This window comes from Coprobacillus sp., assembly GCF_984815275.1.
In genome coordinates this window covers 1-24722 of the sequence record NZ_CFJNYH010000042.1, presented here as the reverse complement: position 1 = coordinate 24722, position 24722 = coordinate 1, and the positions used below count along the sequence as shown (strand labels likewise).

Sequence of the window (24722 nt, the reverse complement as noted above, 5' to 3'; positions counted from 1 at the left end):
AAGATATAATAAGAAAACCGGTGGAAAAATATGGAAGACGTCTTTTAAAATAATAATAGAATTTTAAAAGGGAGTGTAATTATGTTTTTAGAAATGGTTTTTAATGAATTTATAAATGATAAGATAATTGATGTTGTTGATTCTACAATAGAGACAATAGAAAATAGATATAAAATTATAGATAAATACTTTCATAAAATTGATATAGAAAGTGTTAATAATAAAAATGTAGTGAGAGAGTTTCAAAAATATTTATTAAAAGATTGTAATTATAGTGTAAGTCACACAAATCATATAGTCGGATTGTTGAAACAAATATTTAAATTTGCAAAAGAAATGGGAATTATTGAATGCAATCGTATAGCTAGTATACCGACAATAAAAAAACAAGTTAAAATAGTAGAAGAAAAAAATGTTTGGAACTTAAAACAATATAATGATTTTAGATCTAATATTAATGTGATAAGAGATAAAGTCATATTTGATATGCTTTATTATTTAGGATTAAGAAAGGGTGAGTTGCTTTCGTTAAAATGGAGTGAAATAGATTTCTATAATAAAAAAATTAGAATACTTTCAACAGCAAGCAGAAAAAAGAAAATCGGTCAGGTTATAACACCACCAAAAACGTTAAATGGAAATAGAACATTAATAATGAATGACAGCTTATATAATTTATTATTTGATTATTATATGTCATTGAGAAAAAGATATGGCAATATTGATGAACTGTTTGTAGTAGGTAATGTTAAGATGATGAGTTTCAGTGTATTACAAAGATTATTAGATAAATATCAAAAAATGGTTGATTTACCAAAAATAACCTTACATGGGTTTAGACATAGTCATGCGACTATGCTTGCAGAATTAACAACAGATATAAAAAGCGTAAGCAAGCATTTGGGACATGAAAGCATAGAAACAACTGTTGATATATATTATCATTCATCTAATAAATCACAAGAAAGATTAGCAAGAATAATTGAGGATAAAATACAAGCAGAAAATAAAGGACAGTTTGAAGTTTTGAAAAATGCAATTGAAAGACTTTTGGTTGGAGCAATAGGTTCAAGCGATTATACAAGTTCTGAATTAGATCGAATTATACATATGTATGATTATGTACGAAAGGAGGAGATAATAAGTTAAAATAAAACTTGAAATATAATGAAAGTATGATATAATATAATTAGCAAAAAAGCAGAGATAGTGCGGTTGATAAGTGGTGCAGACCCTGTCACCCGCACCAAGAAAAAATATACTCTAAGTTCTTGATATACAAGAATTTAGAGTTTTTTTATTTTCTATCTATCTTTGTTTGTTTTAAAAGTTTAATAAAATCATTTTATCTTCAATTATTCTTAAAATATTTATAATAGAAATTAAGCAGATTTGTACAACATTCAATTTTTTATAGTAGAATTGTATTTTAATATTTTTTGCTTAATAAAGTTACCTAGCTATTTACAAATAGTTTAATTAATAAAATTTTCCTTTCGCCTGATTCATTTTGTCGTCTCAAATAGGAAAAAGAGAGAGTTCTGTAACATGAAAATCAGTTACTAATCCATTTAAAAACATTTCATCAATAAAATATATATAATTAACTAATTTTTCTGGCAATATTTCTTTTCAAATTCTTCTTTAGTCATAGGTTTTGAAATATAATAGCCTTGGATACTATCAACATTCATGTCACAGACAGTATTTAATTCATCAATATATTCAACGCCTTCTACACAAACAGATATGCCAACACTATGACAAAGTTTAATAACAGCCTCAATAAATGAACGATTAAAACTATGATCCTTATCATTTATAAAAGAAATAAATAATCTATCTATTTTAATAATATCAGCAGGAGATTGTGAGAGTAATCCTAAAGAAGAATAACCTGTTCCAAAATCATCCATTGCAAAACGAATACCAATATCTCGTAAACTTTTAAAAGCATCTTTTAAGATTAACATTTCAGTCACAAAATAACTTTCAGTAAGTTCTAAAACAATATGACGAGGTGATAAATTGTATTTACTAAGTAAATGTTTTACAAACATAATAAAGTCTTTATCAATAATTTGCAAATATGATACATTGATATTCATAACAAATTCAGGATAGAAATTTAACCATTCTTTACATGTTATAAAAGCCTGTTCCATGATCCATTTACCAACCGGTATAATACTATTATCTGATTCTAAAAGTGGAATAAACTCAGCTGGTCCAATTTTTCCATGAGTTTCTGATGTCCATCTAAGCAAGACTTCTACACCTTTTAATTCAAGTCCATTTGAACTTACGAAAGGTTGATAGACAAGTGAAAAATCTTTCATACCTGCTAATACACTTCGTTGTAATTGATTAATTATTTCCATTGTATAGAGATTACTCTTCAAGAGTTCAGGAGAATAAACTGTACATCGGTTTTTTCCTCCTTTTTTTGAAGCATCCAAAGCGCTCATAGCACATTTTATCAATTCTAAATAATCATAAGCATCTTCACCAAGCATAGCAATACCACCAGAAACAGTACAAAAATATGAACTTCCATCAATTTCATGCTCATGATTTGTGTAAAACTGTATTTTTTGATATATATTTTTCATATCAGATATTGTTGCTTGAGGATAAAAAATAGCTATTTCATCTCCATCAAATCGATAAACACTAGATTCATGTGGTACAGTACTAACTATCATCTGAGCAATATTACGGAGCACAGTATCACCAAAAATATGATTTTTTAAATTATTTAAACGACTAAAATTATCTAATCCAAGAAGCAAAAAACCACCTTTTTCATAACCTTGATTTTGAAATAAGTCAATTGTATTTTTGCATTCTTCTTGAGTTAATAAGCCAGTTGTTCGATCAACCTTTCCACGACCGCCAATAGGTGTCACAACGCCTGCAAACATTATAGGATTTTGATCTTCATCACGTGTTAACAAGCCACGGCATACAACCCAGATATATTCCTTTTTCCGATTTAAGACTTGATACTCTAAATTATGTTCATTGGTACGACAAGAGAGCATATCTGAAATAGAATCCTGATATCGTTTTTGATCTTTTTCATGAACCAATTTTCCCCAAACAGAAATAAGATCTTCAACAATTCTCCCTGGTAAATCAAAATCTTCATACATATTATCCGAAATCAATGAGATATTTTGTTTCATGTCAACAATATATATATAATTTTCAGTACTCTTAACGACAGCATTATAAAAGTCATTGATATCAACTTGAAATGACTCTGGAATATGTAAATTTTTATTCATCTCTTTTCACTTCCTATCTATAAATTATTTATGAAATATACAACATTTTGATCTTCCTGTTTGCTTAGCCTCATATAATGCTGTATCACTTTCTTTAATAAGTTCATCAACTATTTTTTGGTTATCAGTTGTATAAGAAATTCCAACACTCGCAGATAAATTATAATAATATCTACTTTTTTTAAATTGTTCTTGCAAAGCTATAATTAAATTATTACCTTGTTCAATTAATTCCTGTTTACTTATAATACCATATTTTAAAACAAGAAATTCGTCTCCTCCTAAACGAGTAATTGTATCATTTGGGAAAAGCTTATGTAGTATTTGAGCACTTATTTTAAGGACTTCATCACCAATTTGGTGACCATATGTATCATTAACTATTTTAAAATGGTCTAAATCTACATAAAGAATAGAAATCTGGTCAAACGAGTGATGCTCTGAATAATATTCATAAAAATATCTTCTATTATATAAACCAGTTAAAAAATCAGTATGAGAATTATTACTTAACTGTTGTTCTAATAAGAATGCTTCAGTAGTATCTCGATATATACAGAGTTCACCAATATGATTCTTAAAGATATCATATACTTTTTCATAACTCATATCTAGAATACGCTCTTCATCTTCATAAGATAGAAAAATTTTCCCATTATCTTCTCTTTTCATATACTTTTGTTGAATCAAGAGACTATGATACCAATCATCATACGTTTTACCTATAATTTTATTTTTAACAGTATGAAAATATTCTTCAAACTTTTTGTTGATATTCAGAATGACTCCATCTTGATTTCTCAATAATACTGCATAAGGCATACTATTAAAAAGAATTTCCATTTCTGTACTCATGTTCTCTAAATCTGTAATATCATGACCAATTCCTACTGTTCCTATCAGCTCACCATCCGGATTAAATAATGGTGATTTATAGGTTCTAAATTGACGCAAACCATTTCGGCTTTTAACGAGTTCATTAAATTGACATGTCTTTTTTTCTTTTTTCACAATATCTTCAGTTTTGGCACAATCATCAATTTTAACATCCCATACTGAACAATGATCTTTTCCTTCGATCTCTTTTTTCTTTTTTCCTACTGTTTGACAAAAAACATCATTAACTTTCATATGAATACCATTGATATCTTTAAACCAAACCAAATCAGGCATACTATCAATTAATACATTTAAATATGTGTTGTTGAGCCAAAGGTCTTCACCCTGTTTCATATTTTGATAAATTTGATGAACACGTTTATTTAAATACTCGAGTTGAATAGGACGTATAAGTACTTCATCTGCAACTTCATAATAGTCATTGCATAAATCATTTTTATAATCACTAATATAAAAAAGATAAGTATTTTCTTTCATCTGATTACGATAGTTCAAAAGGCATAATACTGGTAAATCACATATAATTATATCACTATTTTGATAATTTTCATTATAATTTGATAATGTCTCAATATTATAATTGATATGTTTTTTAGTTTCTAACATTTGGGTTAAGGCATTTTGTATGTCAAAGTTCATAGAAAAAATAGTAATTGTTTTTATTTTATGATACATAATTATCTTTTCCTTTCTGCCTTTTCTTATAGATTATCGCTATATCTTTTGAAAGCGGTTTCTATATATAATTATTATATTACTTATAGTGTTTAAAAATCTATAAAAAAGATAAAATATTTTATATTTTACATAATTATATGTTATTATATAAATCTCTTTTTTATTGTTGTATATAGATATTATGAAAGTATCAGAACAATTAAATAGATGTCTTAAACCTTTTTATAAATAAAAAAGTCCAGATTTTATTCTGGGCTTTTATATCAATGGCAAATCATTGCCATTTCGAATATCTGTTAATCTTTTCTTTTTAAACAAAATATTTGTAAAACATCTCATTCCACCGTCTCCTAATGGGGATTGAGCAGAAAAACCAACTTTAATTGTTTTTCTCATTGGTAAATAGGTTAGTCTTGCCATAGAGAATATTCTTCCATCTAGAGAATAATGAATAGCAAACATATTGTCTTTTCTTGCCAGTTGCAGCCATATCTCTTGAGTGTCTACAATAACGCCATTTGCATCATCTGAATGTTCATTTGTCATAACAGTTACGATTGAATGAGTCCCTATATCAGTCAACTCGAAACATGCTTTTGCCCATAATCTATCATGGTCTTGGGCGAGTAGAACGCAAGCATCATATGTTGATAAAAAGTCATGACTTACTTTTGCTCGCAAGATGAAATCACCTGTCACTTCTTGATAAAGAAAAGGAGCAGATGTTATGACGTCATGATTAACTGGATTAACAAAATAATCAGTATGTTCAGGTGCGTAGATTTCAATTCCATTATCTATTTCATGATATTGACTTTCATTTAACCACTTTAAATTTTTGTATATCATTTGTATTTCCTCACTTTCATTTTTCTGACATAAACTATCGACGTTTGTTTTCACGTTTCACTTGGCAAGGATTTCCATAAGCAATAACATTTGAAGGAATATCTTTTGTGACAACGCTACCTGCTCCAATGACAACATTATCACCAATTGTGACTCCTGGCATAATAATAGCGCCACCACCAATCCATACATTATCACCTATAATAACAGGAGCAGTCATTGTTTTACAAAAATTAAATTGAGTATCAACACTATCTCCAAAGCGGTCTAAATAATGAGTAGGGTGAAAAGCAGTATATATTTGAACATTTGGTGCAATCAAAGCATGATTACCAATAATAATTTGATTATCATCTAAAAAGGTACAATTCATATTGATCTCACAATTATCACCAAGATAAATATGACAACCATAATCAACATAAAATGGTGCAGTAATCCATAAATTTTCACCAAAGCCACCTAGTAGTTGTTTTAATATTTTCTTTTTATCCTCTATATTGTTTGCATCTGCGAGATTATAATCTCTCGCTAAATTTTTCCCTAAATACCAAAGTTCTAACAACTCTGGATCTCCACAGTCATAAATTTCACCAGCTAACATTTTTTCTTTTTCTGTCATTAAATGTTTCCTCCTAATATTTTTTCTAATAAGAAATAAGCAACACCATCATTTTGATGGCTTCCTGTTATATAATTTGCATAAGATTTCGTAAGTGTACTTGCATTTTCCATTGCCACACCTATTCCAGCATCACGAATCATTTCAGCATCATTATCAGCATCTCCAAAAGCAAGTAAATTTTTAAGTGACAAATCATGCCATGAACATACGAGCTCTAAACCTAAACTTTTGGATAATTGAGGATCCATATATTCATATTCAATTTGGCCTGCTTGCAAAGATTTGAGATGGGGATGATTCAATTTTTGACCATGTTCTCTAATATATTTCATATCTGATGGATGAGTGATGACAATAAGTTTGCTTTGTTTTGACTTATAAATATCTTGAAAGTTTTCTACTATATATGGAATATTATCACTTGTTGCTAATCGTTTGGCAAGATCATCATCTTTAAAAACTGCCAAATAATCATCTTTATATACACCAAAATTAACTGGGAAACCTTGAAAATGTGTGATAATCTTTTCAATCAGTTTGCCATCTATTTGAAAACATTTTTCCTCTCTATTCAATCTGTAGTCTTTAATATGTCCGCCATTTAATCCAATCACGATATCTACAATATCCTTATTCATTTGCCACTTTTCCATAAGATTTTCAATAGAACAGATTGGTCTACCTGTGGCATAGCCAAAAAGATAACCATTTTCTTTTAATTTCTTAATTGTATTTATAGTTAATTCGCTCATCATTTCTTCTTCATTTAATAATGTTCCATCTAAATCACAAATAATTATTTTTATTTCATTCATCTTATTATCCTCCATGATAATATTATTATATTCCTTTTATATCTACTAACAATGGAATTTATTGTCTAAATGTATTACAATATTCTCAAGTCGTAAATATATGGAGATATTATGAAACAAACTGAGTTAACAATTACAGATTATAATTTAAAAGATACTGTTGAACATGGTAGTGAAGAATTCCCCATCCAATATTATGTAGATGAATTATATTGTTATTCAAAGCAGATGATTCCACTTCATTGGCATTCAGATTTGGAATTTTATTTAGCTTATGGAGGCCCAATACAAATTCAAATTGGAAAAACTATTATTGATTTAATAGAAGGAGATGCTATATTTATAAATGCCAATGTTCTTCATTCATTTCAACAAATCAATTTTCAAGATAAGTGTCAATGTCCAAATATAGTATTTTCACATGAAATGATTGCTCCATCCTACAGTATTATCTATAAAAAATTTATTCAATGTATTATTCTGAATACAGAATTACCTTATTTTGTTTTGCATCAGGATTGTCAGTGGCAACAGGACATACTTTTAATGTTGGATAAACTTTTCTCAATATTACAAAAATATGGCTTAGTGCCAAGCTATTATGGTGAATATCCTACTTTACCATTTCAAAATGAAGACATTGAAATCGTTTGTTACGAAATGGAAATACAGAGTATTCTGAATAAAATCTGGCAGTTAATTTATCTTCATTTAGAAGATATTCCAAAAGTTTCTATAAAGCACAATAAACATATTTTACAAGTGAGAACACAAAAGATGTTGCAATTCATACATGATCATTATTCATTACCTATATCTTTACAAGATATTGCTTGTGCAGCTGATATTAGCAAAAGTGAAGCTGCACGCTGTTTTCAATCTTATTTACATGATTCACCAGTTCATTATCTATTGAACTATCGTTTAAAACAGGCAAAACAGGCTTTGCAAAAGAGTGAGGATCCTATTGTAGAAATTGCTGAAAAGTGTGGATTTCAATCAGCTAGTTATTTTGGAAAAATCTTTCATCGGGAAATGGGTATGACAGCAACTGAATATAGATTTAAAAATCATAAATAAAAAAATCAAAAAGGTTATCTGATGATACCTTTAACTCTCTTTAAGAGATATATCTTAAAATGTTAAAGTATAAAGAGATAACTTTTTCTATATGATGAATTATCATTGTGTTTTGAAGTTATAGTCATTGGTTTGTTTAAAGGTAGATGCAAATGCAAACATTGTCTTTACATCTAGAATACCTCCTGTCAAGACTTTACCGATGAATTGAGGTATTGGAGTTGCTGTAGACAATATAATATTTTTTAACTCTAAGGAAGATATATTTGGCATATATGATTTCAAAAGTGCTGCTGCACCAGCAACGTGAGGTGCTGCCATAGAAGTCCCATTGAGAGGACTATAATCACCATATAAATCAAGGCTTAAGATGCCTGTTCCAGGAGCAGCAATATCGACATTTCTAACACCATAGTTGGAGAAGCGTGCAAGATTATCATAAGGGGTTGTTGCTGCAACAGAGATAATATTCTGACAATCATAAGAAGCAGGGTAGACAGGATTGTAATCATTGTTTGTGCCATCATTTCCAGCAGCAGCTATGAATAAACCTTCATATTGCTCAATTGCATACTTTAAAGCCTGGGAATATGCACGACCACCCCAACTGGCATTAAGAATAGGAATATGAAATTCATTTGCAAAATCAATCGATGCAATTGCAGAGGCGACATCAAGACCAAATTTCATCGACACAACTTTGACATCCCAACAGATACCTGTTATTCCAATTCCATTATTACCTACCGCTCCAATTGTTCCTGCAACATGTGTTCCATGTCCATCTAAATCTATAGAATTTTCATTATTATCAGCAAAATTCCATCCATAATAGATTTCTCTATTTGGAGAAATCCACATATTTTCTCTTATGTCAGGATGATTATAATCTATCCCTGTATCTATAACTCCAACAACAATATCAGAACTTCCTGTCGTATAGTCCCAAGCAGATGAAGCTTTGACTTTTTGTGTTCCCCAAAGTTCACGATAGAGTGGATCATTAGAAAGTTTAAAAATTTCCTCAATATAATCTGGTTCTGCATAAACAACAAAAGGATTGGTAGAAAGTGTTTCAATAGCATCAATCACTGCCAAATGAGTTTTATCTTTAAGGTGAATAAGAATAATATCACCTAAATTATTTTTAGAGTGAAAAATAATTTCTACTTTTTCATAATTGATTTGACTGAGAATAAGACTAAGATCATATTCTGGATTATTCATAGAATCAATGCTTCTATCTAATGCAACGATGACTTTCCCTGCAACAAACTGATTCTTATAATCATTATACATAGCATTTCCTCCTTGCGTGTATTCATTATAGATTATGAAAAAATAATGATTAAGTGATCATTATAATAAAGAAAAAAGGCAATTTTCATTGCCTTGAATTTATTTATTCTCTTCAATATATTTATCTATATTGCGTTCAACAACATTAAATGGAGCAGTTCCACTTTTTAAAAGTGCCGTATGGAAATCTTTATCTTTGAATTTTGATCCGAGTTTATTTTCAGCATTTTCTTTTAAAGCATTTATTTCTTCATATCCAACATAGTAAGGCTGGAATGCAGATGGGTTTGCTTGTAGTTGGTAGTATTGACTTTTGAACTGTTCATCATCTTCTAAAGTTAAACCTTTAGTATTTAAGAAATCTTTAAATTGTTCAAATGACCAACCTTCATAATGAATGCCAATATCTGCTAAAATAATAATACAATAAGTTGCCAATTCATTTTCTTTTGTCAGTTCCAAATAGTTTTGATCAATATCTGTTAAATATTTAAAGGCATAGTATTGTGCATAAACAGCATAACCTTCAGAATAAGCAGAACTATTCGCTAATGCTTTGCGATAAGGAGAAGATATGTTTTCATACATATAGGCATATTGATACATATGTCCAGGAAATCCTTCATGTGCAACAGTATGATAAGTTGAAACAGTTGAAACATCTGCTGAATTTGGATTGACACGCAATTGTTTCTTATCAGTTCCATCAAGTGGAGGAATATTAAAATAAGCAGCAACACCTGAAGATGAGGCAATTTCTTTATTGATATCTTCAATATGATAACTTCTATTTTTAACTTCAGGGAAATCATTAAATAAATTCTTTTGAATATCGTCTAACATTTCTGTGTAATTCTTATAATTTGTTTTTGGTTCTGACTTATTTATAATATTTGGATCCTTTGTAGCAACTGCCATTAAATTCTTCAAATGGCTATTGTATGCTTTTGTCATCATTGATTGAATATCAGATACTGATTTATTTGAACCAATGTTTTTCTGTAGTAATAACTCATAATATTCTTTTCCATTTTTAAACTTAGCATATCCTTCAGTATTATTTGTTCCTGATTTGAAAGATTTCATTGTGTCTCTAATATCTTCATAAGCAGGAATAAATGAATCTTTAAATGCCTGACTGAGTTGTTTTTTGTACTCAGTTCCTTTCTCTAGTGAAAGATTATCAATACTTTTTTTCATAGCTTCTAAAACTGCACTCTGATCTCCTTTTTTAATTACCTTATCACAGTATGCAATCACTTCATTAAGATCAGCCATCAACAAACCTTTTTCTTCCTGTTTCTTTGTATAATCCAAAGCACTATCCATATAGGGTTGAATATCATTGACAACAGAAATTAAATCTTTTACATCTTGTTCGTTACGTAACTGCCAGTCTGCTAACATTGTTGGTAATTGATAATGAATACCAGTCATGCTTTCAAAGATTTGTTGATAATAATCAAATTTATCATCATTCAGTTTTTCATCTAATTCAGCTTGGAATTTAAAAATATCATATGTATCTTTTTGTTCATCTGTTAAATCGTCGCGATTAAATGTTTTGAATTCTTTAAGTACAGAAGCTTGATCTTCTTTGCTTTTTTTCAAATTTTCATCTGTAATACGAATTCCTAAATTGACATCAACTTGACTCATATCAACACCAAAATCTTTAGGATTGACCATAAATGTATGAGCAGTTGTATAGTCACTTTCCATTGTATTCACAAATTGTGTTTGAATGAATTCATCAAATTGTTTTTGAACTTCTTCATTGTTTTTTGTTTGCGGCTGACACCCTATTAATGAAATAGCCATGAAAGCAGATAATATAACTATTGAAAGTCTTTTTAAATATTTCATAAATCTCTCCTCCTTGTTTATAAGTATAACTTGTTTTTTATATATCAGCAATGTAAATGGAATAAATCAAATGACTTATTTTTGTCATATTATAAAAATAATGATTATAATTGACATAAGTCGTGTTATAATAACTTTTGGTTTATTGAATAGGAGGGAGAGTATGACTCTAAAAACAGTGAAGAATATTATTGGTATTCTTTTAGGAAATACGTTATATGCTTTAGCAGTTGTTTTATTTATTGTTCCAAGTGGTCTCATAACAGGTGGTTCTACTGGTTTAGCGATTGCTGCTCATCATGTTTTTCAAATACCAATAACATTATTTGTTTCCATCTTTAATATAGGTATGTTTGCAATAGGTTTTTTTGTTTTAGGAAAAACATTTGCATTGACAACTTTAATCAGTACATTTTATTTTCCACTCATTTTAAGTGTCTTTGAACAAACAATTGGATATACAAAGATGACAAGTGACCCATTGTTAGCTGCCTTGTTTGGTGGAGTTATGATAGGAACAGCTATTGGACTTGTTATTAAGTGTAATGCTTCAACTGGAGGAATGGATATTCCACCACTTGTCATTAATAAGAAAATGGGAATACCTGTTTCTGTTTCTATGTATGTTTTTGATTTTATCATTTTGTTAATGCAAGTCTTTTATACTGATAAAGAAATGGTTTTATATGGGATTGTCTTAGTAGCGACATATACATTAGTATTGGATAAAGTTCTAGTATTTGGAAAAGCACAAACTGAAGTTATGATTGTTTCTAAAGAATATGAAAAGATTAATAATGTTATTATACAAGAGTTAGATAGAGGAACAACGATGTTAAAGTCTATTTCTGGTTATATGAAAAACGAATATCCAGTTGTTATGACTGTTGTATCTAACAGGGAATTACCAAAACTTAATGACTTAATATTGAATATTGATGAACATGCATTTATGGTTGTAAGTAAGGTCAATGAGGTTCGTGGTAGAGGCTTTACTTTTAAAAAAGAATATATTGAATCATAGGGTCTTATCTTTGAGACCTTTTTTGTTATTTTGATCTATATATCTTAATAGATAATGTGAATCTTTTGAATAAGTCTTGAATTTGTAGTAGAATAATAATCATAAAGGAGTGAAGATAATGAGTAATGAATGTAATCATGATTGTGGAGCGTGTCAAGAAGAGTGTGATGAAAAAAGTTTTCTAGCACCAATGAATGCTCACTCTCATGTTAAGAAAGTTATTGGTATTGTCAGTGGGAAAGGTGGTGTTGGTAAGTCTTCTATTACATCTTTATTAGCTGTTTTAAAACAAAGAGAAGGTCACAATGTTGCTATATTAGATGGCGATATTACAGGTCCATCAATTGGTAAAACATTTGGTGTCGATGATACAGAAATTTATTCTAATGGAAAAGAGATTATTCCAGCCCAAACTGCACATGGAATGAAAATCATGTCAACTAATCTTTTATTGGAGCATCCTGAAGATCCTGTTGTTTGGCGTGGTCCAATCTTAGCTGGAATGATTAAACAGTTTTGGACTGATGTCAAATGGGGTGAAATTGATTATATGTTCGTTGATATGCCACCAGGAACAGGTGATGTTCCATTAACTATATTCCAATCATTACCTCTTGACGGAATTGTCATTGTCACAAGTCCCCAAGAACTTGTGAGTATGATTGTTGGTAAAGCGGTGAATATGGCTAGACAAATGAATATTCCAATCTTAGGGATTGTTGAAAATATGAGTTATGTGAAATGTCCTGATTGTGGAAAGAAAATTTTTGTATTTGGAAAAAGTCATTTAGAAGATGTTATACATAAGTATGATTTGAATGTTTTAGGACAGATACCATTAGATAGTGAATTAACAAAGTTAAGCGATATGGGAATGATTGAAGAATATGAATCAGATTGGCTAACTGAATTGAATACAAAAGTTAGGGAGTTTTAAAAGAAATGAGAGTATTTTTTATGAATAATATGTTATGGATCATTCGATTTTCATAAATAGAAACATGAGTTATTTGTAAACGCTTGTAGAAAATAGATAAATTATGATATAATTTATCGTGTATAAAAGTTCGTAAATGTTCACTTTTACGAACTGATAAAAATAGCATATATTTTGTTGATTTACCATGCTTTTTCTAAGGAAATTGCATGGTTTTTTTGTGTGAACTTTAATGAACCAAGGAAGGGGGAGAGAGATTATGTCTTCTATCTGTACAATTCAAATATAGCTAAGAAGATGGACATTGATGAAGACAGATTCTTATCATTTAAGGATTAGATATAGAAAGAATGACAATTAAGGAAAAAACAGCGATGATTTCTATAAATCTGAAGTATGAAACAAAAGTAGAATTTAAGCTGAAGGATAGAATTCTTGGGAAAGTAGAGTGTCCATGCAGAGAAAGTAAAATTTAGGGACTGTATGAATAAAGATGCTATGATATTGGATATATAGATAGAGCAAAGGGGAGTATATATGTTCAATATTGCTCATAAAGGCAGTTATAAGACTGGAGTGGGTCTGTAAATTATCTTGTGTAACATTAATAAATAATTTGATTGTTTTTGATATGATCAAAAGAAGAGGTAAATTATGAAAAGATTATTAAAATTAGGAATGTGTATAATGATAGCAGCAGTTGTATTAAATGGTTGTGGAGGAGGAGATTCTAAAATTGAAACAGTAGTATACGAAGGTGAGATTAATGGAACTAAGATTTCAAGCACAATTAATTATTTAGGAGATCGTGTTTTAAAACAGAAAACTGTCTCTGTAATGAACTTTGCAGATTTAGGAATTACAAAAGATGAAATGGAACAAACAGTTGAACAGTATAAAAAGCTTTATGATATAAAAGGGGTCAATTATAGAGCTGATATAACTGGTGATAAAATAACTGAAACAACAATAATAGATTATGAAACAGCAGATTTCTATGATTTAAAAGCAGCTAAAATCATTACTGGTGCAAAAAAAGATGGTAAAATACTGTATGTAAGTTATGAACAGACAGTGAAAAATTTAGAAAGTACTGGATTAACAAAAAAATAGAGTTTATATAAAATAACTATACCGTTCTCATAACCTGTAGGTTATGAGACTTTTATTATTCACAATCATAGGTATTTGACATCGTTTAGGGAGATGAATATGAATTTAATAGTTTATTTATGCAGCATCAACAACAACTTCATAATATGGAAGTAGGATATGTTAGAAGAAGTTTGCCTTTATTGTGGTGCTCTATTAGATCTATCACAGACAACTTATTGTGATTATTGCCAGAGAAATATTTAAGTGAAAACAACAATGTATCAAGATGATAAATTAGTGAGATTAAGTGTTTCATAAAAATAACCAATTATTACTAGTTTATATTTGATTGTTGTTTAATCTAAAATTTGTTAAAATAGATATAGTATAAAATGATGGAGGGAAAGATTATGGCTATTATTGATTTGGTAAAATATGATGCTTCACCTGATGTGTTTGCATGGAAATATCCTGATCAGGAATTGAGTACGTGGACACAATTAATTGTGAATGAATCACAAGAAGCATTGTTATATAAAGGTGGAAAAGCCTTGGATTTATTTAGTCCAGGACGTCATGTTTTAGAAACAGCGAATATACCTTTGTTAACAAAATTGATTGGTTTACCTTTTGGAGGAAAATCACCATTTACTGCTGAGGTTTGGTTTGTCAATAAAACAGTATCTATGGATATTAAGTGGGGAACACCGTCTCCTATTCAATTGCAAGATCCAAAGTATAAAGTTTTTTTACCAGTTCGTTCTTATGGGCAATTTGCAATACGAATAGAAGATTCAAGAAAATTTTTAACTGAGTTGGTTGGGACATTGCCTTATTTTGATAAAGAGCAGGTTACAAGTTATTTTAAAGGAGTTTATCTAACAAAAGTCAAAGATGCCATTTCTTCATATATTATTAAAAATGGTATTAGTGTTTTAGAAATTAATGCTTCTTTAGAAGAGTTATCAGATTATATTCAAGAAAAAATGGTGCCTGAAATGGCTGAATATGGTATTAAGATTGTGAATTTTAATATTAATGATATTAGTGTACCAGAAGATGATTCGGCAGTTAAAAAATTGAAAGATGCTTTAGCTAAACGTGCTGAAATGGATATTATTGGTTATAGTTATCAACAAGAAAGATCATTTGATACATTAGAAGGTGCTGCTAAAAATGAAGGTGGTGCTGGAGGAATGATGGGGGCTGGAATTGGTCTTGGTATGGGCGTTGGTATTGGTGGACCAATGGGACAGCAAGTTGGTGGTTTAACAAGTCAGATTGATACATCTACAAAAATGAAAGAATGTCCAAAATGTCATCAAAAAATTGCAGAAAATGTGAAGTTCTGTCCAATGTGTGGTGCTGATACAAGAATCACTGATGTTAAAGAATGTCCACACTGTCATGTCAATATACCAGCACATGCAAAGTTCTGCCCTGAATGCGGAAAACCTCTTCAAAAGAATTGTCCAAAATGTGGTCTGGAAGTTGGGTCGAATATAAAGTTCTGTCCTGAATGTGGTGAAAAATTATGATGAAAGCGAATAAGCTTTTTTCAGTTCTGGGAATGATTATAACAATTGTTACAGCACTTGCTTTATTTTTTATGGGAGTTAACTCATATATTATTGTGAATATTGTTTGTACTGAATTGTTAGCAACCTTTACACTTTATCGTGCTTTATCATTACAAAAGATTGAAAGAGCATTTCTCATTCCTGGACTACTTGTTATTTCATTGATGATGGTTGTAGTCATGGCAGTTGTCTCTTTGCTAGGTTATATTACAATTGGATTGATTGTACTTATCTATGGAGGGGCTTTGATAGGATATACACTTGTTCTTTATTTTGCAAAACGTATGTATATGCAATCTCATCAGCTAAACAGTCAATTAAGTCAATTACAGACTTGTTTAGATATACTCCAACAATTTAAGGGGTTAGATATTGATGAAAAATGTCTAAATCAAATACCTTCATTAATTCAGTCTTTGAAATCATTAGATGTTTCAAGAGATATAGATTTGAATTCGCTTGCCAATGCATTGCTTTATTTTCAAAATCATTATCAAGATGAAGATTTTGAAATCAATCAAGAATTCCAACATATTGAAATTCAAATTGAACAATATCAAATTCTATCTCAACAAGCTAAATATGGAAAGGTTTAACTATTTATGAAAAAATCAAAATCCTGGACACTTATTATTGTTTTATTAATCTTTGTATGGCCAGTCGGACTCTTTTTCTTGATTCAAAAATTAAGAGATGATAAAACAGCAGTCTTTGAAAAATCATCAACATTGAAATATATATCATTCGCTTTAATGGGTTTTGGTGTTATTTCTATTTTTATGACTTTAACAGGCCAAATGACACAGACTGTAGATGGCGTAAAAACTGTTGTCACTGGCAGTGATATGCTTTTCTATATTGTTGTTAGTCTTCTATTTATCGCAGGAGGATTGCTGCTATTTAAAAAATGTTTATCAATTGAGGAAGAGAGAAAACGTTATCGTGATTATATTTCACTCATTGTTAATTCGAATATAATATCTATACCACAAATTTCATCTGCTCGAGCAGTTTCATCAACGCAGGTAGCACACGATTTACAGGTCATGATTGATAAAGGTTATTTTCAAAATGCTTATATAGATAAAACAAAACAATGTATTGTCTTGGGAACTTACGAGAATGTTTCAACAGGTCAGGAACTTAATCATGCTTCACATATGGCTGTTTGTCCAGGGTGTGGAGCACATAATATTGTTATAGGGGATGGAAGTCAATGTGAATATTGTGGTACAATTCTCCATTAAAAAAGAAATAACATCTTGTTATTTCTTAGAACTGATTTCTAATCATCATTTTTAAAAACATTGGGTAACTGGTATCTTCAATAAGATTCCAGTTCCCTTTTTCTTTAATTGAAAGATTAGTGAGGATATTGGTTAAGGTATTATAAATGTAATTATTACTATCACTGCAAGAGAATAGAATAATCATTTGAACTTCTTTTTTATGCCAGATTATAGGTTTTTGAAGAATTAATACAGCAAGTATATTATTTTGATTTAAAGGTTTATTTAAGCGTATAATTGCTATTTTATTTTTATAGGGAATAAATGTATTTTGATCTTTAATCATCAGATTATTTTTAAATGATTCTTTTATATGAGGATACTGAGCTTTTAACATTTTAAAAAATTCATTGACAACATCTGTTTTATTACGTGCTTTGACGTTTGTTTTATAAAGTTTAGGGTGAAAAAGGGTTTCTATTCTATTTTTATTGAAGAGATAGGAGAGATAATTATCAATTTTATTAAGGTCATCTTGATTAATGATTTGTGAAATATTGATATGTGGAATGAGTAAATCTTTATGAATTGGTACAGTAGAAATGATAAAATCATATTGATTTAAATCTTCATCAGGTAATTTATAGTATTGAGAAGTTTTCACAATATCAATTTCATTTTCAAAACGTTCTATAATTTGTTTAGCATTTAATTGTTCAGCACCGCCACCAAGTCCACAAAGAAGTAGAACTCTTTTTTTATTTGTTTTGTGATTATGGATAACAGTGTTAAAGATAATTGCAAAAAATGCAAGTTCACTCATTGATAAAGCCTGATGTGTATATTTTTTAATAATTGATGAAGTGATTTCAGCCAGTTCATATGCAAGTGGATAAGTTGTTTTTAATTCATCAAAAAGTGGGTTTCTAATTTTCTCTTTATAAGTTAAGCGAATTATAGCAGCTTCTACATATAAAGTAAAAGTTTTATAGAAATGTGAGTCATTAAATTGGAGTAATGTCTGTTGATAGATTTCAGATAATATTTCATTGACAAGATGATGAATTTCAGGTGAATTTTGTGGTGTCACACCTTTGGAAGATCTTTTACAAATAAGTTCAATTGCGATTTGGTTGATTTCATGTTCATTCATTTGACATTCATTTCTATCTTCAATAAAATGAGCAATATCCTTTGCACATTCGAATTCATTACGCCCAAGAATTGGTTTTAAATCAGGAGATTTGGCAATGGTATGACCAGCAAGAATACGAGTAATACTGACAGACAGACTTAAAAGAAAATCACATAATGCGATATCAGACATTTCTACATGATGATGTTTGATTATTTTAATGATTCCATTTTCTAATGAATCTGGATTTGTAATATATGAGTTTAAATAATCATAAAACATCTCAGATTGTCTAAGATTCGTAAATAGAGAGTCACATAGAGGTTTTCTTTTATTCACTTCATCACCAACAATACAGATACCATAATTCGGTTTTTGTTTCATTATAAGACCATATTTTTTAATATCCTGACGAGCTTTTTTTAAGTCACTGGAGATTGTAGAACGGCTAATCAAAAGTTCATCAGCAAGATCATCTATTTTCATATATGTATTATTTTCCACTAATCTTTTTAAAATATAACTCTGTCTTTCTTGTGGTAATGTTGGAAAAACATATTCTCTTTGACGTTCAGCATCTTCAATGATGTGAAACAAACCTTGTAATGAATGTGATGATTTTCCTTCAATAATATATCCTTTGGAAGTCTTAGATACTAACTCATAACCAAGTGATTTTAAAATGATTTTGACATTCAGCATTTCATCTCGTACCAGTCTTCTATTGATACCAGTTGCAGTTGCTATGTCATAAGAAGAAATATAATTTGTTGAGGCAATAAGCAATTTAATAATTTCAATTTCATTTTTCTTTAAATTCATAATATTCCTCCTTAATGCAGTACCATTATAACAAAATCCGACAAATATGTAAACGTTTTCTCTAAAAATCTGTTTTCGCAAATTCTCTCTAAATCCTTACTACATAAGCCTTTTGATAAAAAAAGTGAATGACTTGGCATTTATTATGCCGATTGATTAAGTAGAAAAAAATAAACGACGTGATAAAATGAAGATGTAAAGAGAAAACGTTTACTCGCATTCTCGACATTTATAGAAGGGAGAAGAATTTAAATGTCTACTGAAAACACGTCTTTTATGGACAAATTGATGTCAAAAGTTGATGTCATCGCTGGACCAATGACAAAATTTGGTCAAATTCCATTTATTAAAGCTGTTGTAAATGGGATGGTTGGATCAATTGGGGTTACGATGGTTGGTTCAATTTTCTTAATTATTTATCTTTTATGTTCTGATGGTGGTTTAACAGAAACGGCTTTACTACCATTCATGAAACCTTGGGCAGGGGATCTTGCATTAATCAATAGCTTGTCTATGGGTATGATGGCAGTTTACATTGTTATTGCAATGGGAGCTGAATATGCTGAAATCAAAGGTTTCAACAAAACAACGGGTGCTGTAGGTGCATTCTTTGCATTTATCTTACTTAACTACAATGCTGTTGGTAAATTATTTATTGAAGGTGTTGCTACTGATGCTTTACCTGGTGCTTTAGAAATTACTTATTGGGGTGGTGCAGGGGTCATCACAGCAATGGTTGCAGGTGCAATTGCGATCAATGTCATTCATTTATGCTATAAGTATCATATTCGTATCAAATTACCAGATTCAGTTCCACCTGCAATCTCTGATAGTTTCTCAGCGATTATTCCTTATTTCTTTATTGCGATTATTTGTTGGGGTATTAGAACAATTGGAGGATTGAATATTCCTGAAATGATTGGACAAATGTTATTGCCTGTCTTATCTGCTGCTGACAATGTTGTTGTCTACTCATTACAGCAATTCTTATCTGCATTGTTGTGGACTTGTGGTCTTCATGGAGATAATATCACAGGTGCTGTTACAAATGCATTCTTAAATACTTGGATTGGTGAAAATAATACTGCTTTCTTAGCAGGAACTGCTGTTAAAGATTTACCATATGTATGGACTCCAAACTTATGTAGATTATCTCAATGGGTATCAAGCTGCTGGCCAATTTTAATCTATATGTTTATGTCAAGTAAGAAATTACCACATTTAAAACCATTGGCTGCTATCTGTTTCCCACCTGCCATCTTCTGTATTGTAGAACCAATTATGTTTGGATTACCTGTTGTTTTAAATCCATTCTTAATTATTCCATTTGTTGTGACACATACAATTACTGGGGCATTAACTTATATGTTAACAAGTGTTGGATTTATTGGGAAAATGTATTTAGCTTTACCTTGGGCAACACCATCTCCTATTTTAGGATATTTAGCTCCTGGTGGTTCTATTGGTGGATTTATTATTGTATTTATTAACCTAGCCATTGGAATGGTTATTTTCTACCCATTCTGGAAGGCTTATGAAAAATCAGAAGTGAAAAGATTAGAAGACGAGGCTGCTGCTACTGTTGCTGCAAATGCTTAAGATGTATGAGGAGACTTGTAAAAGTCTCCTTTATTGAAAAAAATAGGAGGAAAAGGAAATGAAAGTTTGTCCACATTGTCATAAAGATTTGCCTGATGATTCTACTTTTTGTATATATTGCGGGAAACCGTTGAAAAAAGTCAGTATGAAGGATTTAGAAAAAGCAAAAGAGAAGATTTCAAAACAAAGAGAAATGGAAAAAAATGATCCTTCTTTAAAACATAATCCTCGTGAAAATAGTTGGAGTAAACTTGGGTTGATGATTTTCCTTATTTCTTTAATTGGTTTAGATTTTATTGTTGCTACAATTGTAAATGGCTTAGGAATGAATTCGAAGTTTATTTTCATAATCAGTCTTATTGGATATATATGTGCTATTGGATGTTCTGTCATGTCTTTTATTATTGATTATCAAGATAAGAAAAAAGGTTATCAACCTAACGGAAATAGTAAATTCGCAATGGTTGCAGTTGTGATGAGTGTTTATATTGCTTTGTTAAATTTATCAACAGTTATCTTAAAATAAAGGAGAAGAACAATGTATTGTCGAAAATGTGGTGCTAAAATGAGTGACACAGCTCGCTTTTGTGATAGCTGTGGTGAAGAAGTCAAAAAAGTAAGACAACGTAGTGATACTCAAAAATATGAAGAACGTAAAATTGAGGATGCTAAACAATCTAAAAGTAAAAAATCCAAACATGAAAAGGCATTAGAGGAATTAAAGAATCCTTATGTTATACCGGCTTTGGGAACAGCAATTTTAGCCTTTGGATTGGCAATATTTCCATGGCCTATTTCATGGAGGATTGGCACAAGTTTATGGATGCGAATTCTTATTTTATGCGTTGCGTTATTATCAGATTATCATTGTACGAAATCAAGGCAAGTGAATAATTTATACAATATCCAATATCATTATCGGGTTCAACCTCGAATGGTTACAATAGCTACAGTTCTTGCAACATTTACCACAGCTGTATCATTATTTGCATTAATTAACATGTAAAATATTTTTATAAATTTGATAGCACTTGTGTTGGTGCTATTTTTTTAATAAAAGGTTTTTGATTTTCAATGAGTCTTTTGTCATAATTTATGACTGTTTACTCTATTGATAAGCAAGACTATTCTTATAAAATGAAACATGGAGGTGTTGATATGAGTGTTTTATTTTTTAAACCAATTCCTCGTCCAGCGATTTGGGGGCATACATTGGTTAAAGAGTATTTTGGATATGATGATTTTCCACTTGGAATTGGCCAGTCATGGTCATTTAGTGCTCAAGAAGGTGCATCAACTGTTTGTTTAAGTGATCCTTATCAAGGGCAGACACTCTTGGATTTATGGAAAAATCATCAGGAATTATTTGGTCATCCTCATGAAGATTTCCCTGTCATTATTTCGCTTGTTGGACCAGAAGATGATTTAAGTATTCAGGTTCATCCTAATGCTGAGCATGCTAAAAAATTAGGATTTCCAACAGGTAAAAATGAAGGATGGTATTTTATTGAGGCTGAATCAGGCGCAAATATTGTTTATGGACATCATGCTGCTAATGAAACAGAGTTAAGGCAATGTATACAAGAAAATCGCTGGGATGATTTGATTCAACATTTGGATGTTCATTCTGGAGATTTTGTTTATTTGCCAGCAGGTTTATTACATGCATTAAGAAAGGGAAGCATTGTCTATGAAATTCAGCAGGCAACTGATATCACATATCGTTTTTATGATTATCATCGTAAGGACGAATATGGTCATGAACGTGAACTGCACATGGAAGAAGCAATCGATTGTTTATCATACAATCCTGAAGATATGAAAAATCAAATTCATCCAGTTGAAACATATTATCAAAATTGTATACAGACAGTTTTTATTGCAAATGATTCATTTACAGTGACAAAATTGGAAGTAACAGGGGAAGTTGAGTACATTCATACAAATTACCAATTAGCAACAGTTGTGAAAGGACAGGGCAAAGTGAATAATCAAGATATAAAAGTTGGAGATAATTTTCTCATTCCAACACATACACATATCCAATTGAATGGGCAAATGACAATTATGATGACAACAAAGTGAGGAAAAGAATATGAAAAGAGATTTCTTATGGGGGGCTGCCCTCAGTAATGTACAAGCTGAAGGAGCTTATTTAGAAGATGGAAAAGGATTAAATGTATATGATACTTTGGTAGTGACACCTGAAAAAGGGATAGTTCCAATGTTCTGTGATACGGCTGTTGCGGCTGATCATTATCATCATTATAAGGAAGATATTGATTTGATGGCTGAAATGGGTTTTAAGGCCTACCGTTTTTCTGTTGTATGGTCACGTATTCACCCTTTGGGGGATGATGAGAAAGCGAATGAAAAGGGTTTGGATTTCTATGAATCCATGGTAGATTATCTTTTAGAAAAAGGTATTGAACCTGTTGTTTCATTGGTGCATTTTGATATGCCAGATTATCTTTTAAGAGAATACAATGGTTTTTTAAATAAAAAGGTTATTGATTTTTATGCTAAGCATGTAGAGGTTGTTGTGAATAGATTGAAAGGAAAAGTGAAATATTGGCTGACATATAATGAAATTAATCTTGCACCTTATCAAAGTGATTTGGTTGCTGGAGCATACCGACCTGAAGATATGAGTATGACTGAAATGTTTGCACAATTATCTATTAATACTGCAATAGCACATGCACGAGCTGTTGAAGTGATTAAACGCATTGATTCAAATGCTTGGGTTGGGGGAATGATTGGACATGCACCTTTTTATCCATTAACTTGTAAAAGTGAAGATATTATTGCAGCTGATTTCAAGAATAAAATGCATAATTATTTACCGTTTGATATTATGACTTCTGGTGAACTTCCTGATTATTTTTTAAATTTTATTAAACAAAGACATATTCATATTGATTATAAGGAACGAGAACAGAAAGTTGTATTAGAATCTTCACAAAAATTAGATTATCTTGCTTTTTCATATTATCGTAGTGGTGTTCAGAGTTCCTTTGATCATATTGAAGATTTTATTGATTTAGAGGATGCGATTTTATTTGATCATAGAAATTTAAAAAATCCAAACTATACAGCAAATGAATGGGGTTGGCAAATTGATGCTGAAGGTTTAAGATATTCTTTAATTGATTTATATCATCGTTATCATAAACCATTATTTATTGTTGAAAATGGTATTGGAATTGATGAAAAGTTAGATAATGGCAAAGTCTATGACGATGAAAGAATTGAATATTATCAAAAACATATTACAAGTCTTAAATGTGCTGTTGAACATGACGGTGTTGATTTAATGGGATATCTTGCTTGGAGCCCAATTGATTTTTTAAGTAGTCATAAAGAAATGAGAAAAAGATATGGATTTGTTTATGTTAATAGAGGATTTGAAGATTTATTGGATTTAGCACGTTATAAAAAGAAATCATTCTACTGGTATAAAAAAGTCATTGCTACAAATGGTGAGAATCTTCAAAATGATATTGAATACTAAATCATTAAGAATTTTATTGGGTGTTGGCACGGATACAATATCTATGTGAAGTTGATAATGATAAGCATGAAGATGATCTGTCTTAATTTTAGGATAGTCGATGTTGAGATACTTTGATTGAATTGAATAGACATATACAATGATAGGTGTATACTTAAAGAGAGGTGATATTATGACAACAGAAGATTTAGCTCATATGTTTGATCATACTTTTTTAAAACCCTATGCGACAAAAGATGATTTTAAAAAATTATGTAATGAGGCGAAGTCGATGGGAGCAGCAATGGTTGCAATTAATAGTGAGCCAGTTCGTTTGTGTAAAGAATTATTGAAAGACAACTATATTAAAGTCAAGTAGTAAATTGTGAAAAAGTATGAAATATAA

General features: G+C 30.2%; 22 protein-coding genes. 14 read left to right on the top strand and 8 right to left on the bottom strand.

Annotated elements, in window-relative coordinates:
* Positions 1 to 81 precede the first annotated feature (81 nt).
* A complete protein-coding gene (locus AC5M21_RS13230) occupies positions 82 to 1149 on the top strand; it encodes a tyrosine-type recombinase/integrase (protein ID WP_054690528.1) in 1068 nt (355 codons plus the stop codon).
* A 458-nt stretch (positions 1150 to 1607) separates the two neighbouring features.
* On the opposite strand, the gene AC5M21_RS13225 is transcribed toward AC5M21_RS13230, so the two are convergent.
* The 5 genes from AC5M21_RS13225 to AC5M21_RS13205 form a co-directional block, all read right to left on the bottom strand.
* The gene (locus AC5M21_RS13225) at positions 1608 to 3290 is read right to left on the bottom strand and encodes a GGDEF domain-containing protein (RefSeq protein WP_008787759.1); all 1683 of its coding nucleotides are present in this window, start codon (positions 3288 to 3290) and stop codon (positions 1608 to 1610) included.
* 24 nt (positions 3291 to 3314) lie between these two features.
* Positions 3315 to 4865, bottom strand: a complete 1551-nt coding sequence (locus tag AC5M21_RS13220; RefSeq protein WP_017143866.1) for a sensor domain-containing diguanylate cyclase — start codon at positions 4863 to 4865, stop codon at positions 3315 to 3317.
* Positions 4866 to 5126: 261 nt separating this feature from the next.
* Positions 5127 to 5717 carry a DUF1349 domain-containing protein gene (locus AC5M21_RS13215; protein WP_008787762.1) on the bottom strand — a complete coding sequence of 197 codons (591 nt, stop codon included), beginning with the start codon at positions 5715 to 5717 and terminating at the stop codon, positions 5127 to 5129.
* Positions 5718 to 5751: 34 nt separating this feature from the next.
* Complete coding sequence (locus AC5M21_RS13210; RefSeq protein WP_008787763.1) at positions 5752 to 6339, bottom strand: sugar O-acetyltransferase; 588 nt, start codon at positions 6337 to 6339, stop codon at positions 5752 to 5754.
* Positions 6339 to 7157, bottom strand: coding sequence for an HAD family hydrolase (locus AC5M21_RS13205; protein ID WP_017143865.1), 819 nt, complete (start codon positions 7155 to 7157; stop codon positions 6339 to 6341). The genes AC5M21_RS13210 and AC5M21_RS13205 overlap by 1 nt, the downstream gene beginning before the upstream one ends.
* 111 nt (positions 7158 to 7268) lie before the next feature.
* Here AC5M21_RS13205 and AC5M21_RS13200 point away from each other — a divergent pair, with 111 nt between their 5' ends.
* Complete coding sequence (locus AC5M21_RS13200; protein WP_008787765.1) at positions 7269 to 8237, top strand: AraC family transcriptional regulator; 969 nt, start codon at positions 7269 to 7271, stop codon at positions 8235 to 8237.
* Positions 8238 to 8339: 102 nt separating this feature from the next.
* Here AC5M21_RS13200 and AC5M21_RS13195 read toward each other — a convergent pair whose 3' ends face one another.
* A complete protein-coding gene (locus AC5M21_RS13195; RefSeq protein ID WP_008787766.1) occupies positions 8340 to 9536 on the bottom strand; it encodes a S8 family peptidase in 1197 nt (398 codons plus the stop codon).
* Positions 9537 to 9635: 99 nt separating this feature from the next.
* Positions 9636 to 11402, bottom strand: a complete 1767-nt coding sequence (locus AC5M21_RS13190; RefSeq protein ID WP_008787767.1) for a DUF885 domain-containing protein — start codon at positions 11400 to 11402, stop codon at positions 9636 to 9638.
* Between the two features lie 163 nt (positions 11403 to 11565).
* Between AC5M21_RS13190 and AC5M21_RS13185 the strand changes: the two genes are divergently transcribed.
* The 6 genes from AC5M21_RS13185 to AC5M21_RS13160 all read left to right on the top strand — a co-directional run bounded on the left by AC5M21_RS13185 (position 11566) and on the right by AC5M21_RS13160 (position 17285).
* Positions 11566 to 12426, top strand: coding sequence for a YitT family protein (locus AC5M21_RS13185; protein ID WP_008787768.1), 861 nt, complete (start codon positions 11566 to 11568; stop codon positions 12424 to 12426).
* A gap of 118 nt (positions 12427 to 12544) precedes the next feature.
* Complete coding sequence (locus AC5M21_RS13180; protein WP_017143864.1) at positions 12545 to 13363, top strand: Mrp/NBP35 family ATP-binding protein; 819 nt, start codon at positions 12545 to 12547, stop codon at positions 13361 to 13363.
* 654 nt (positions 13364 to 14017) lie between these two features.
* On the top strand, positions 14018 to 14476 hold the full coding sequence (locus tag AC5M21_RS13175; protein WP_008787770.1) for a DUF1307 domain-containing protein: 459 nt from the start codon (positions 14018 to 14020) through the stop codon (positions 14474 to 14476).
* 392 nt (positions 14477 to 14868) lie between these two features.
* Positions 14869 to 15996, top strand: coding sequence for an SPFH domain-containing protein (locus AC5M21_RS13170; protein WP_008787771.1), 1128 nt, complete (start codon positions 14869 to 14871; stop codon positions 15994 to 15996).
* Complete coding sequence (locus AC5M21_RS13165; RefSeq protein WP_008787772.1) at positions 15993 to 16634, top strand: hypothetical protein; 642 nt, start codon at positions 15993 to 15995, stop codon at positions 16632 to 16634. The genes AC5M21_RS13170 and AC5M21_RS13165 overlap by 4 nt, the downstream gene beginning before the upstream one ends.
* Positions 16635 to 16640: 6 nt before the next feature.
* Positions 16641 to 17285, top strand: a complete 645-nt coding sequence (locus AC5M21_RS13160; protein WP_054325683.1) for a hypothetical protein — start codon at positions 16641 to 16643, stop codon at positions 17283 to 17285.
* Between the two features lie 25 nt (positions 17286 to 17310).
* Here AC5M21_RS13160 and AC5M21_RS13155 read toward each other — a convergent pair whose 3' ends face one another.
* Positions 17311 to 19224: a BglG family transcription antiterminator gene (locus AC5M21_RS13155; protein ID WP_008787774.1), complete on the bottom strand. Its 1914-nt coding sequence runs from the start codon at positions 19222 to 19224 to the stop codon at positions 17311 to 17313.
* Between the two features lie 252 nt (positions 19225 to 19476).
* Here AC5M21_RS13155 and AC5M21_RS13150 point away from each other — a divergent pair, with 252 nt between their 5' ends.
* The 6 genes from AC5M21_RS13150 to AC5M21_RS13125 all read left to right on the top strand — a co-directional run bounded on the left by AC5M21_RS13150 (position 19477) and on the right by AC5M21_RS13125 (position 24695).
* Entirely contained in the window at positions 19477 to 20823 is a 1347-nt protein-coding gene (locus AC5M21_RS13150; RefSeq protein ID WP_008787775.1) for a PTS sugar transporter subunit IIC, read from the top strand.
* 58 nt (positions 20824 to 20881) lie between these two features.
* Complete coding sequence (locus tag AC5M21_RS13145) at positions 20882 to 21349, top strand: zinc-ribbon domain-containing protein (protein ID WP_008787776.1); 468 nt, start codon at positions 20882 to 20884, stop codon at positions 21347 to 21349.
* A gap of 12 nt (positions 21350 to 21361) precedes the next feature.
* Entirely contained in the window at positions 21362 to 21829 is a 468-nt protein-coding gene (locus AC5M21_RS13140) for a zinc ribbon domain-containing protein (protein ID WP_008787777.1), read from the top strand.
* A 152-nt stretch (positions 21830 to 21981) separates the two neighbouring features.
* Positions 21982 to 22908, top strand: coding sequence for a type I phosphomannose isomerase catalytic subunit (locus tag AC5M21_RS13135; protein ID WP_008787778.1), 927 nt, complete (start codon positions 21982 to 21984; stop codon positions 22906 to 22908).
* A gap of 10 nt (positions 22909 to 22918) precedes the next feature.
* The gene (locus AC5M21_RS13130; RefSeq protein ID WP_008787779.1) at positions 22919 to 24337 is read left to right on the top strand and encodes a glycoside hydrolase family 1 protein; all 1419 of its coding nucleotides are present in this window, start codon (positions 22919 to 22921) and stop codon (positions 24335 to 24337) included.
* Between the two features lie 172 nt (positions 24338 to 24509).
* On the top strand, positions 24510 to 24695 hold the full coding sequence (locus tag AC5M21_RS13125) for a hypothetical protein (RefSeq protein ID WP_493531506.1): 186 nt from the start codon (positions 24510 to 24512) through the stop codon (positions 24693 to 24695).
* Positions 24696 to 24722: the final 27 nt, after the last annotated feature.